Below are 12,473 nucleotides of genomic sequence, written 5' to 3'. Positions count from 1 at the left end.
CAGCGCACTCGTCTCAGCCGTCGCGGCAGCGGAGCAGCAGCATCGCGGCGTCGTCGTGGAGCGGCGCGTCGACGTGGGCGACCAGGTCGAGCCGCAGGGCCTCCAGCGCGGCCTCAGGGTCGTCGTCCTTGAGCAGGAACGCCCGTTCGGTGAGCGGGTAGAAGCGGCCCGCGCGGTCGCGGGCCTCGATCACCCCGTCGGTGTAGAGCAGGATCTGGTCGCCCGGCGCGAAGTCGACCTGGTGGGGGTTCGGGCCGTCGACCTCCAGCACCGCCAGCCCCAGCGGCGGGGCGGTGTCGTCCGGCTCCGCCAGCGTGATCTCGCCGTTGGCGCGCAGGATGAGCGGCGGCGGATGGCCGTAGTTGAGCAGGGTGAGCCGCCCGCAGGGGTCGGCGTCCACCAGGATGGCGGTGACGAACTCCTCGCCCGACAGGCGCCGGTTGAGCGCCTTCTCCAGCCGGCCGCTGACGCCGCGCAGGTCGGCCTCGTCGTGGGCCGCCTCGCGGAAGGCGCCGAGCACGAGCGCCGCGGTCTCGACGGCCTCCAAGCCCTTGCCCTGCACGTCGCCGACGATGGCGCGCACCCCGCCGGGGCCGGTGACCACCTCGTAGAGGTCGCCGCCGATGCGCGCCTCGGCGTTCGCCGAGGTGTAGGAGACGGCCGCGCGGAGGTGGCCCGCCAGCCGGGGGACCGGCCTGAGCAGCACGCGCTGCGCGACCTCGGCCACGGAGCGGACGGTCGCCAGCTCGCGCTCGCGGCGCTGCCGCCCCACCGTGGCCAGGATGCTCGCCGCGGTGACCCCGGCGATGGAGATCAGGCTCATGTTGCTCTGGCGGTCGCCGAGGACCCCCGCGTACAGCGCGAGGAGCAGCGAGAGGATCAGCGCCACGACGCCGATCAGGACCGTGCGCCGCACGCCGCCCACCAGGCTGGCGAACGCGGAACCGACGGCCAGCAGGGAGAGGTAGTTGAGGTCGGGCCCGGAGATGACGTCGACCGCGGCGACGATGCCCAGGGAGGCGAAAGGCAGCGCGCCCATGAGCCGCTGCGTTCTGCGACTGACCGCGCTCATAGGCGGCGTCCCGCTGCCGTGACGGTTCGTTCTCGCTGCCGACCGTTCGTCACAGGATGCCTCCGTGGAATAGGACCTTCTCGGTGGTGTGCCGACCAGGCTTCCCGGTGCTCCGCGGTAACTGTAACAAGGCGGCGAAAGGGCGAACAGCGTTCTGGCCTTACGCGATGGCCACAGCCGTGAACGGTGCGGCGACGGAGACGACGGGCCGGGGCAGCCGGCGAATCGGAAGTGAGCCGGCGTTCGCGGGGAACCCGGGTCACGAAAGAATCTTGAGTTACGGTGAAATGGGATAATTTCCACCATTTACCGCTTATGCCAGAAAGCACCTCGACAACCTCACAACTACAACGAACTGGACGCCCTCCGGCGTCGGAAAGCCGGATCGAGCCTGCCCGAGCGCAATTCTAGCCGGGAGGTCTCTGAAGGGCTCATGAATCGAACTTTACTCGGGGATCAGCCGGCCGGGACCGATTCGATACAGGCCCTCGACTTTCCGCGACCGGTCCGCCTGGAACCCATCCGATAATGCTTTGAGACGATAAATCATGCTCAGGCGGGCAGCTTGCTATCAGTCGTTGGTGGGAGTTCGTCGATGCGCGGGCAGGCGGGCGGTGAAGCACGCGCCGCCGCCCCCGCTCTCGGTGACGGCCACGGCGCCGCCGTGCAGGACGACGATCTCCCGGACGATCGCCAGGCCGAGGCCCGACCCGCCCGCGTCCCTCGTGCGGGCCTCGTCGAGCCTGGTGAAACGGTCGAAGACGGCGTCGCGGTCCTCCACGGGAATGCCGGGCCCGTCGTCGCGCACCTCCAGCACGGCGCCGTCCCCGTCCGCCCCCTCGGCGGCCACGCGGACCTGGACCGACGACGTCGCGTGCCGCACGGCGTTGTCCACCAGATTGACGATCATCCGCGCGAGGTGCGGGCGGGAGCCGCACACCACCACGTCCGGCTGGACGTCCAGCTCGACGCGAATGCCCGCCCGCGGGCGCGGGCGCAGCGACTCCTCCGCCGCCACCTGCCCGAGGTCCACCTCGTCGGCCCTCGGCGGCGCCCCGGCGTCCAGGGCCGCCAGCAGCAACAGGTCGGCGGCCAGCGACTGCAGCCGCCGCACGTCGCACAGTGCCTCGACGGCCGTCTCGCCGGCGGGGGCCAGCTCCAGACGGGTGCGCAGCGTCGCGATCGGGCTGCGCAGCTCGTGGGCCGCGTCGGCGACGAAGCGCCTGTGCTGCTCGACGGCCCTCTCCAGGCGGTCGAGGGTGGCGTTCACGGTGCGGGCGAGCGCCGCGACCTCGTCCCGCGCCGCCGGTACGGGTACGCGCCGGTGCAGGTCGCGCGCGGTGATGTCGGCCAGCCGGGCCCGTATGGCGGACACCGGCACCAGCGCCCGGCCCACGAAGAACCAGGTCATCGCGGCCACCAGAAGCAACAGGACCGGGATGCCGAAGATCAGCAGCCGGTTCAGCACGGCCAGCGCCTCACGCGCCGGGCCCAGCGAACTGCGCGCCATGACGGTCACCGGCCCCGCGCCGGTCTCCACGACGGTGCTGGCCGTCGTGTACGCCCCGGCGCCCCAGCCCGGGCCCGCGGCCTCGGCGGGAAGCCCGATATGGACGTCCGGGTCGGGCACCGTCCGCAGGGAGGCCTCGCTCGGCGCGCCCGACGCGCCCTCCTTGGTGATCGTGAGCGCGGCGCCCTTCGCCGAGCCGGGGACACCGGGTGCCTTCACGGGGCCGGTGGAACCGGCCGTCTTCGCAGGGCTGGGGGAGCCGGCCGTCTTCGCGGCGCCGGATGTACCGGCCGTTTCCGCCGGACCGGGCGATGCGGCTCTCTTCGCGTCGGACTCAGGGACCGCCGGCATGGGGGCGACGGCCAGGCGGCTCGCCGCCACCCCGGCCCGTTGCGCGGCCTCCGCGTTCGCGCTGCGCTCCAGGTCGGCGCGCAGGATCGTGGTCAGCGCGACGGCCGCCGCCGCGAGGGCGGCCGCGACGATGAGGGTCGCTGCCACGGTCGCGCGCAGCCGGACCGACCACCGCATCAGCGTCGCCCGTCGAGGCGGTAGCCGGCACCCCGCACGGTGACCAGGGAAGAACGGCCGAACGGGGTGTCGACCTTGCGGCGCAGCGCGCTGATGTAGACCTCCACGATGCTCGGATCGCCCTCGTAGGCGAAGTCCCACGCCTGCCGCAGCAGCTCGGCCTTGGAGACCACCTCGCCGGGCCGCCGGGCGAGGCCGTGCAGCACCGCGAACTCCTTGGGAGTGAGGGCGATGTCCACCCCGGCGCGGCTGCACCGCATTCCAGCAGGATCGACCACCAGGTCGCCGACCGTCAGCGCGACCGGCCGCTCCCGGCCGCCCCGCCGCACCAGGGCACGCAGCCGGGCCAGCAGCACGACGTAGGAGAACGGCTTGGACAGGAAGTCGTCGGCCCCGTTGTCCAGCGCCTCGGCCTCGTCGTACTCGCCGTCCTTGGCCGTCAGCATCATGATCGGCGTCCAGTCGCCCCCGTCGCGCAGGCGCCGGCAGACCGCGTACCCGTTCAGCCGGGGCAGCATCACGTCGAGCACGATCGCGTCGTAGGCATTTTCGGCCGCCATCCACAGGCCCTCGGGCCCGTCGTGGGCGACGTCGACGGCGAAGCCCTCGTTCGCCAGGCCGTTCTTGACCAGGGCCGCCAGGCGGCGCTCGTCCTCGACCAGTAGCACGCGCATGGGTCAAGGGTGCCGGACGCCACCTGAAAGGCGGCTTAAGATCATTTCGGCCGGCTTCAGGGTGGCTTCAGGTGACCGTCGGCAGGGTCTTTCTCCGTCGGACCCGCAAGGCCGGCCCGCGAGGGCCGGCCGGTCACTAGGAGAAGCTCATGATCGACAAGCGCCTGCGCGTGGTGCTGTCCGCCGGGGTGCTCGGGGTGGCCCTGGCCGCCACGCTCACCGCCGCCGCGAACGCCGACAACGCATCCGGCGACGACCCCGTGGTGCTCCATGCGACCCGCGTCTGCGGGCACACGATGACGCTGGTGCGCAAGGACGGCAAGGTCTACCTCGACGACGGCACGGGACTCAAGGAGCTGAAGCCCGGCGACGCGGCGCCCGCGGCGCCCGCGGTCCCCGCCCTGCCGCCGACCGGCCAGACGCCCGAGACGGCCACCCCGCCCCACGGCGACGCCCCCGAGACGGCCACCCCGCCCGACGGCGACGCGCCGGAGAAGGGCGCTCCGCCCGACGGCGACGCGCCGGAGAAGGGCGCTCCGCCCGCCGGTGACGCGCCGGAGGGGGCGACCACGGCGCCGGTCGTGCCGGATGGCGGCGGCACGCCCCTGGCCACGCCCGACGCCACCAGGACGCTGACCACGGTCCCCGATGGCGAGAGCGTGCCGCCGGCCGCCCGGGCGCCGGAGCCCGGGGAGAAGGCCGAGATCCTCCGCGCGGAGAAGGACACCAGGGTGAGCGGGACGGCTCCGGACGGGGACGGGAAGGGCGCGGGCACGTTGACCTGCGCCGTGCCGGCCCAGGCCCGGGAGGACCGGCAGGACGGCGGGGCCCGGGAGACGCGCCAGACCCATGAGGACCGACAGGAAGAGCAGGCCGAGTAGGCCGACGACGGGCGAGGCGGCCGGCGGCCCCGGCTCAGGAGCCGCTACAGCCAGTGCGCCGTCCACGAACGATCGCCGGGTCGGGCGCCGTAGTGCGGCGCCTTTACCGCCGTACCACGACCCGCCGACCCGGCGCCGATCACATGCAGCACATATCAGCTGAAGAGAGCCACACCCGGTGGTTACCGCGCCAACGGGTCGGCGGCCCGGCTCGGGGGCGTTCGCGGGCCGGTGACTTCAGCCTGGAGAGCCATGCCCGGTGAAGGCAGGTGGTCACCGTGCCAACGGGTCGGGGGCTGGCTCAGGGGTGTTCGCGGGCCGGTGGCTTGAGCTGGAGCTCGTCCAGCAGGCTGCTGGTCGCCGCGGCGACCGCCTCTACGGCCCGCTCGAACGCCTCGGTGTTGCGCGCCGACGGGGCGCGGAACCCTGAGATCTTGCGGACGTACTGCAACGCGGCGGCCCTTACGTCGTCGTCGGTGACGTCACTGGTGTAGGGCTCGCGAAGTGTCTTGATGCTCCGGCACATGAAAGGACGGTACGTCATGGGCGCGGAGGGCGGGGGACCCCGTCCCAGGCGCAGGGGTGACCCCAGCGGGCGGGCGGGCGCGGGAGTCACCCCGCCGGGGGCGTGGTACCCCGGGGGCCGCTGCGCGCGGGCGGCCTGGCGGCCCGCGGCGTGGTAGCCCGGGGGCCCCGGCGCGCGGGGCGGCCCGGCGGCCCGCGGCGTGAAACGCGAGCCCCGGCGTGCGGGCGGTCCGGCGGCCTGCGGCGTGAAACGCGAGCCCCGGCGTGCGGGCGCACGGAATGGGGGTCGGCCTGGCCGCGTCGCGTCTGTGGCTCCGTATGTCGGGAAACTCCCGGTAAAGCGGCGGTCGGCGGGCGTTATCCGCCGACGTCCGGAGGGGATGGGCACTACATCTCTGACTGACGGAGGCCGCCATGGCGCAGAAGACGACCGCCGCCCCGAAGGACGCCGAGCGCGGACGCGCCGAGACCGGCCCCGAGGATTCCGCGCGCCCCGCCGCGCGAAAGGCGGAGCCCCGGCGAGGCGCCGTCCGGAGTGCCGCGTCGGGGTCGGGCGCCGTCCAGAGTGCCGCGCCGGGGTCAAGTGGCTCCCGGGGTGCGGCGTCGGGGTCGGGTGGTGCCCGGAGTTCCGCGGCGCGATCGGGTGGTGCGCGGGGTGCCGCATCGGGGTCGGGTGGTGCCCGGGGGGCCGCGTCGCGGGCGACCGGCGCCCGGAGCGCCGCGTCGGGGTCGGGCGGCGCCAGGGGGGAGGGGCCGCGGGACGAGGCCGCCGCGCCCGCTCGGCGCCATCGGGCCCCCGCTTCGCGGCCGGCGGTGACGCTGCCGCTGATCGGGCGGGTGGTCCTGCCGCCGCCGGACCGGCTGGCCTTCTACGCGGCGCTGGGCCTGCTCTCGGCCTTCAACATCATCGAATGGCCGCTGGCGCTGGTCATCGGATTGGGGCACTTCCTGGCGGAGCAGCGTCTTTCGCGCGTCCTGCGAGGCATAGGACAGGCGGCGGAGGCCGTCTAGAGTGAATGCCGCATTTCCGGTTGATGACCGTCAATGCCGATGAATATCGCTCATTGTCAATAGCGCGCAAAATTCCAACACGCCGACCATCGGCAACGGACCGCAAACCTGGCAACAAGTCTCGACAGGGGGCGGATATCGGCGTTCGGTGAATCGGTTGTGGTCCGTTCGGCTCGGGTACATGGTCCTCGCCCGCCGAAATAGGACAAAGGAGTCATATCAATGACTTTCAACCCTCTGGAACAGCAGGGAATCCCGCTGGACCGGCAACTGCGCAACTGGCGGGAACTCAACGTCCCCCAGCTCGACCCGGACCATTCCGATCCCTACGCCCGCTGCCGGGTCATCACCATGAACGGCATCGAGGTCGAAGCGATCATGTTCGGCCACCACTTCGCCCGGCACTGCCCCGATCTGGACGTGCGGCGGCAGCTCGCCGAGGTGCGCTACATCGAGCAGCAGCAGCAGAAGGCCGTGAACTGGCTGCTGCCCGGCCTGGCCTCGGTGCTGGAGACCACGATCGCCTACGAGCAGGTGGCCGTCGACCTGACGGCCTGGGTCGCCCGGATGGAGCCCGACCCCTACCTCAAGCAGGCGTTCGAGTTCGGCATGCTGGAGGACTTCGACCACCTGTACCGGTACGCCAACCTGTACGAGCTGATCGAGCACCGCAAGGCCGAGAAGATCGTGGACGCGCTGACCGAGGTCATGCCCGGCCGGCCCACGCCCCTGCACCACCGGCACCCGATCGACAACGTCCGCGACCACTACGACAAGGACACCGCGAGCCCGATCTCCAAGCTGCACACCCTGACGATCATGGCCGCCGAGCAGCAGACCATGAACTTCTACATGAACGTCGGGCCGGAGTACATGGAGGAGATCGCCCGCAGGCTCTACCAGGAGATCGGGCTCATCGAAGAAGAGCACGTCACCCACTACGAGTCGCTGCTCGATCCGAACGAGACCTGGTGGGAGATGCTGGTCAACCATGAGTACAACGAGTGCTACATGTACTACTCGTTCATGGAGACCGAGTCCGACGACCGGCTGAAGTCGATCTGGGAGCTGCATCTGGCCATGGAGCTGGAGCACCTGCGCATCGCCTGCGACCTGATGCGCCGCCACCAGAGCCGCGAGCCGGCCGAGATCTTGGCGCCGAGCTTCCCGGAGCCGGTGACCTTCGAGCCGAACAAGATCTACATTCGCGAGATCCTCGCCACGCAGATCGACCTCACCACGCTCGGGACGGGGTACGTGCGCGACGCGCACGAGCGGTTCCAGCGCTTCCAGGACCGGTTGCACGGCGGCGAGCCGGCGCCCAGCGACCAGGTGCTGGAGGAGACCACGGCGAAGTTCGGGCAGGACTACCGGATGGAGACCGAGGGCCCGCATCCCGTGCCCAGCATGCGCCGTCCCGCCCACTGACAGGGGACGGACAGGACCGGCGCCCGTGCGGCGCGGCACCGCCCGCCCGGCCTTTCGAGGACCGGGCGGGCGGTGGCGTGTGCGGTCGGCGGTCAGGTGTTCTTCTTGCCCATCGCCTGGCGGACCACGTCCCGGACGCGGTCGAACATGGCCGTCGGCGTTCCGACCAGGACGTTCTTGGTGGCCGACTCCACGCCCGGGTGCGGGTGCGTCGGGGCGAGCGCCTCGGCGGCCTTGACGCCGAGCGCCATCGCCCGCCGCTCGGCCGAGTTGGTCTCCCGGACGAGCTGGGCGAACTCGTAGCGCTCCTCGGCCCGGGCGTGCTCCTCGACGGCGATGCGCAGCTTCTGCAGGTGCGAGGGGAACGAGGGGTCGTCGGTCCCCCGCTCCTCCATGAGGGTGAGCAGCTGCTTGGCCTCGTTCTCCTCGCGCAGCCGCTCGTCGACGATGGCGTCGCCGCCGTCGAGCGCGCGCCTGGCGTAGGGGTGGACGACCTCCTCCTCGGCGGTCTCGTGGACGGCCAGCAGTCGCACCAGGTTCTGGAACGCCTCGGCCCGCGTCTCGCCGGTGGCCTGCTCCACCTCGTCGAACATGTCCCTGATCTCCGCGTGCTGGCGGATCAGCAGTCCCACCACGTCGCTCTCGTCCATCAGCTCAGGCATGGTCTTGCTCTTGGCCATTGCGGTTCCCCCCGTGTCGTCGCCGCGGTGGCTCGGTTCTCCGCGGTCGGCAATGAAGACCTTCCCCACCGCCGGTGGCGACACGGACATCTGCCGACAAGGGCCAGCAAAGAGGTCATATGTGGAGCGGAACTCCCTCGATGCCGGAAGTCCCCGGATGCCGGAACGCCTCGGGTCCACAGTCCCCGGATGCCGGAACGCCTCGGGTCCACCGGCAGGTGCGGGAGTACGGCCGGGGGCCGTACTCCCGCGAAGGGCGCGACTCAGCTCGCGGCGCAGGTGTATCCGGACGGCACCGAGGTGGTGCCGTCGGGGCGGCCGCCCTGGAAGCCGAACGTCGTTCCGGCGCCCGGCCCGAGCGCGCCGTTGTAGGAGGCGTTGCGGGCGGTCACCGTCTGCCCGCTGGTGCTCACGGTCGCGCCCCACGACCCGGTGATGGTGTGGCCGGAGGGCAGGGTGAAGGTCACCGTCCATCCCTTGATGGCGGCGGTGCCGGTGTTGGTGACCGTGATCGGCTGGATGACGTAGCCGTTGCCCCACTGGCCCTGCGTGGTCGCCGTGACGCTGCAACCGCCCGTTCCGCCGCTTCCCGCCGTGGTGGTGAAGGTCACCAGGGCGGAGTCGCCGGAGAGGTTCCCCGCGCCGTCACGGGCCCGCACGTAGACCTGGTACCGCGTGCTCGCGCTCAGCCCGGTGAGGGTGATGGAGCTGGTGGTCGTCTGCCCGAGCCGCGGGTCGGTGCTGCCCTGTTCGCGGTAGACGTCGTAGCCGGCCAGGCCGGAGCCGCCGGAGTCGGTCGAGGCGGTCCAGGTCAGCGTGGCGCCCGAGGAGGTCACGGCGGAGGCCGCCGGGGTGCCCGGCGTGCTCGGCGGCGTCGTGTCGGAGGGGTCGCCGCCGCCGAAGATCGACGCCTGCCTGGCCGTCTGCTTGATGCCGTTGGCGCCGTTGAAGATGCGCTGACCCCAGGACGTCAGTGCGCTGGGGTTGAAGTTGGTGACCATGTCGAGGTACTCGACGCCGCCGCTGTTGCCGCTCCACGACCAGCCGAGGTAGCCGATGCCGCGCGACTGGGCCTGCGCCATGATCGTGTCCTCGTCGGGGTCGCCGTCGGAGTGCATGTTGCCGAACTCGCCGACGACCAGCGGCAGCCCGGCCGTCCGGAAGGCGTCGAAGTAGGCGTTGATCTCCGCGGCGGTGTCGAAGACCCCGTACATGTGGATGGAGAACACGGTGTTGCGCTGGGAGTCGGCGGCGGCCACGGTGGCGGCGGTGTCCCGCATGACGAACTGCCAGTCCTGGCCCCAGTTGGGCGCGTCCACCATGATCAGGTGCTGGAAGCCGCTGCCGCGCAGGCGGCTGATCGCGTTCGAGGTCGCCTGGGTCCAGCCGCTGACGTTGTTGTTGCCGTACGGCTCGTTGCCGATGTTGAGGATGACGTAGTCCTCCTGGCCGACCAGGGCGCTCTTGACGCTGATCCAGTAGTCGACCGCCGCGTCGAGCGTGACGGCGCCGCTCTGCTCGCCGTAGCCGGTGGTGTCGTGGTTCTCCAGGATGCAGATCAACCGGTTCGCCTTGCACTGCGCGATGACGTTCGCCACGTCGCTCGCGCCGTTGGCCGTCCAGCGCCCGCCGCTCAGCACGACGCGCACCGCGTTCGCGCCGAGGGACTTGATGCCCGCGAGCGAGGAGGTGGTCTGGCTCGCGTACCAGGTGTGCGCGTGGCTGACGCCCCGCAGGACGAAGGTGCCGCCGTTCGCCTCGACGATGTTCCTGCCGCTCACGTGCAGTCCGGCCGCGGCGCCCGCGGGCGGTGCGGCGGCGAGCATCGAGACCAGGAGCGCGAGCAGGGCGGCCGTCGCCGCCGCCGCCGTTCGGAGTCGCTTTCTCATCGATCACCTTTCATGGGAGGCCATTAACCGGTTAAGTCGCACGGCGGACGCCGCTGAGTCCGACGGTCGGGGAGCGCTCTCATGGTGGGTGGGTCGCGTTCGGATGTACAGCATGGGGCGCGCGCCGGACGGCACGGCGCGGCCGCGCCGGCCCCGGCGCGGGCGCGCGACCGTCCCGCGACATCGCAAGACGCCGGCACGGCGCCGCGCCGGGCTCGCGCCCCGGCGGTGGGGGGTGGGAGGAGGAGCTGAAACTTTCAGCTCGTCAGGGGCGCGCGCAGACCGTTCCGCCGGTCGGAGACGAGCGCACGACGAGCCGGTCTCCGGCCGGGGGAAGGAGGAGGGGAAGGGGGGCGGCCGGTCAGAGGAAGATGCTCTGCGGCACGGTCACCCCCAGGCTGGAGATCGGGCACAACCGGTCGAGCGCCGCGGCGATCTCGGGCACCACCTCCAGAGTGGCGCGCACCACCGGGTCGGTCACCTTCAGGTACGCCAAATGCCGGATGCCGTGCGCGACGACGTTCGCCACGGTCATGTCGTCAGGCGTGGGAGTGGCCGGCGCGCCTCCTCTCGCCACGCGCATGTAGGGCAACCGCACGGCGGGCAGGTGCGTCCACGGGTCCGGGCACACCGCGTACGTCAGCACGACCTCGCCGCTCGGCTCGTACCGCCAGCTCGTCGAGTGCACGGTCACGCTCACCTGCTCGGCGCTCACCCCGGCGGCACGGCGGGCGGCCTGGTCGGGGTTCTCACCGGGCAGAGGCGTGGTGACCAGCCGGCGGTAGGACCAGCCGCCGGAGGAATCCGCCCGCAATGCGAGGGTCTCGACCATCACCGTCGCCGTAGAAGTGCCGATCTCTTGTGTCAGCATGCGTTTCCAATCCCGTCATCGGCCCACCCGTGGGCGCCCCCCATCAGGGCTATTGCAACGAGTATGCAGGAGCGGTCACCACGCATCGCATCTTTGCTATTGCCGTAAGTGCCGCATGTGTGCTGGCTTGGACTCGTGCATGAGGAGGCGAGTGCGATGCCGGAGAGACCGGGAGTGCTGGTGCTCATGGGATCGGGGGAGACGGCCCCGACCATGGTGGAGGTCCACCGTTCCGTGGTCGGCAGATTCGGCCGGGGACCCCGGGCCCTGTTGCTGGACACGCCCTACGCGTTCCAGGAGAACGCGGCCGACATCTCCGCCCGCGCCCGGCGTTACTTCGCCGACAGCGTCGGGGTGAAGGTGGAGGTCGCGTCGGGCTCGGGCGCGCTGATCGAGGCCGACTGGGTCTTCTCCGGGCCGGGCAGCCCGACCTACGCGCTCGATCATTGGCGGGGGACGGAGGTCGGCGCCGCTTTGAAGGCCCGGGTGGGCTCCCGCAGCGGCGCCACGGTGCTGGCCTCCGCGGCGGCGTGCACGGTGGGGGTGGCGGCCGTGCCCGTCTATGAGATCTACAAGGTGGGCGCCCAGCCGCACTGGCGTGACGGGGTCGACATCCTGTCGTCGCTGGGGCTGCCGGTCGTGGTGATCCCGCACTACGACAACACCGAGGGCGGCACGCACGACACGCGCTTCTGCTATCTGGGTGAGCGGCGGCTGTCGCAGATGGAGCGCGAGTTACCCGACGAGGTCGCGGTGCTCGGCATCGACGAGCACACGGCCGTCGAGATCGACCTGCGGGCCGAGACCGTCACGGTGCGCGGACGCGGCGCGCTGACCGTCCGCCGCCAGGGCGCGCAGACCGAGTTCCCCACCGGCAGCACCCTGGCACTGGCGGAGCTGCGCGAACTGGCCAAGGGCGTCTCGGGGTTCGTCCCCGCCGCGCCGGTCGTCCAGGCGCCCGAGGAGGAGTCCTCCAGCGCCACGCTGGCCGAGTCGGTGCAGCGGTGCGAGTCGCGGTTCGACGCCGCCGCCGCGTCCGGCGACGCCGGCGCGCTGAGCGAGGCCGTCCTGGAGCTGGAGGGCGAGATCACCCGGTGGGCCGCCGACACCGAGGAGGACGAGGGCGGAGTGGACCAGGCCCGCGCGGTGCTGCGCCACCTGGTCGCGCGGCTCGGCGGCCTGGCCGACCTGAGCTCCCCGCACGACCGGCTCGCGCCGTTGGTCGAGCCGCTGGTCGCCCTGCGGGGACGGCTGCGCAAGGAGGGGGCCTACGACACGGCCGACGCGGTGCGGGACGCGCTGGCCGAGGGGGGCGTCCTGGTCGAGGACACCCCGCAGGGCCCGCGGTGGACCCTGCGCTCCTGATCTCTCGGGGAGGCATGCCCGCCATTCGGGGGTTATTGA

Annotated in this window: 11 protein-coding genes; 4 read left to right on the top strand and 7 right to left on the bottom strand. The window is 71.9% G+C overall.

Annotated features, from left to right (window positions below; all coding sequences use genetic code 11):
- Positions 1–13: 13 nt before the first annotated feature.
- The 3 genes from ABZT47_RS33855 to ABZT47_RS33845 form a co-directional block, all read right to left on the bottom strand.
- Positions 14–1,072: a PP2C family protein-serine/threonine phosphatase gene (locus tag ABZT47_RS33855; protein ID WP_354851509.1), complete on the bottom strand. Its 1,059-nt coding sequence runs from the start codon at positions 1,070–1,072 to the stop codon at positions 14–16.
- 571 nt (positions 1,073–1,643) lie between these two features.
- The gene (locus tag ABZT47_RS33850) at positions 1,644–3,110 is read right to left on the bottom strand and encodes an ATP-binding protein (protein WP_354851507.1); all 1,467 of its coding nucleotides are present in this window, start codon (positions 3,108–3,110) and stop codon (positions 1,644–1,646) included.
- On the bottom strand, positions 3,110–3,784 hold the full coding sequence (locus ABZT47_RS33845) for a response regulator transcription factor (protein ID WP_354851503.1): 675 nt from the start codon (positions 3,782–3,784) through the stop codon (positions 3,110–3,112). Before ABZT47_RS33845 ends, ABZT47_RS33850 begins: the two co-directional genes overlap by 1 nt.
- A 149-nt stretch (positions 3,785–3,933) precedes the next feature.
- Here ABZT47_RS33845 and ABZT47_RS33840 point away from each other — a divergent pair, with 149 nt between their 5' ends.
- A complete protein-coding gene (locus tag ABZT47_RS33840) occupies positions 3,934–4,665 on the top strand; it encodes a hypothetical protein (RefSeq protein ID WP_354851500.1) in 732 nt (243 codons plus the stop codon).
- Positions 4,666–4,966: 301 nt separating this feature from the next.
- Here ABZT47_RS33840 and ABZT47_RS33835 read toward each other — a convergent pair whose 3' ends face one another.
- Positions 4,967–5,191: a DUF2277 domain-containing protein gene (locus tag ABZT47_RS33835; protein WP_354851498.1), complete on the bottom strand. Its 225-nt coding sequence runs from the start codon at positions 5,189–5,191 to the stop codon at positions 4,967–4,969.
- Positions 5,192–6,003: 812 nt separating this feature from the next.
- Here ABZT47_RS33835 and ABZT47_RS33830 point away from each other — a divergent pair.
- Positions 6,004–6,201, top strand: a complete 198-nt coding sequence (locus ABZT47_RS33830) for a hypothetical protein (RefSeq protein ID WP_354851495.1) — start codon at positions 6,004–6,006, stop codon at positions 6,199–6,201.
- 222 nt (positions 6,202–6,423) lie between these two features.
- The gene (locus ABZT47_RS33825) at positions 6,424–7,629 is read left to right on the top strand and encodes a hypothetical protein (RefSeq protein ID WP_354851492.1); all 1,206 of its coding nucleotides are present in this window, start codon (positions 6,424–6,426) and stop codon (positions 7,627–7,629) included.
- Positions 7,630–7,721: 92 nt separating this feature from the next.
- Here the strand turns inward: ABZT47_RS33825 and ABZT47_RS33820 are convergent, their stop codons facing one another.
- The 3 genes from ABZT47_RS33820 to ABZT47_RS33810 all read right to left on the bottom strand — a co-directional run bounded on the left by ABZT47_RS33820 (position 7,722) and on the right by ABZT47_RS33810 (position 11,069).
- Entirely contained in the window at positions 7,722–8,309 is a 588-nt protein-coding gene (locus ABZT47_RS33820; protein WP_354851489.1) for a hemerythrin domain-containing protein, read from the bottom strand.
- 263 nt (positions 8,310–8,572) lie between these two features.
- Positions 8,573–10,198 carry a cellulase family glycosylhydrolase gene (locus tag ABZT47_RS33815; protein WP_354851486.1) on the bottom strand — a complete coding sequence of 542 codons (1,626 nt, stop codon included), beginning with the start codon at positions 10,196–10,198 and terminating at the stop codon, positions 8,573–8,575.
- Positions 10,199–10,559: 361 nt separating this feature from the next.
- Positions 10,560–11,069, bottom strand: a complete 510-nt coding sequence (locus tag ABZT47_RS33810) for a hypothetical protein (protein ID WP_354851484.1) — start codon at positions 11,067–11,069, stop codon at positions 10,560–10,562.
- A gap of 156 nt (positions 11,070–11,225) precedes the next feature.
- On the opposite strand from ABZT47_RS33810, the gene ABZT47_RS33805 reads away from it, so the two are divergent.
- Entirely contained in the window at positions 11,226–12,434 is a 1,209-nt protein-coding gene (locus ABZT47_RS33805) for a hypothetical protein (RefSeq protein WP_354851481.1), read from the top strand.
- Positions 12,435–12,473: the final 39 nt, after the last annotated feature.

The organism is Sphaerisporangium sp. NPDC005289 (assembly GCF_040607455.1).
GTDB classification, from domain to species: Bacteria; Actinomycetota; Actinomycetes; order Streptosporangiales; family Streptosporangiaceae; genus Sphaerisporangium; species Sphaerisporangium rhizosphaerae.
The sequence above is the reverse complement of the archived record's forward strand: the minus strand, read 5'-3'. Positions and strand labels throughout refer to the sequence as shown.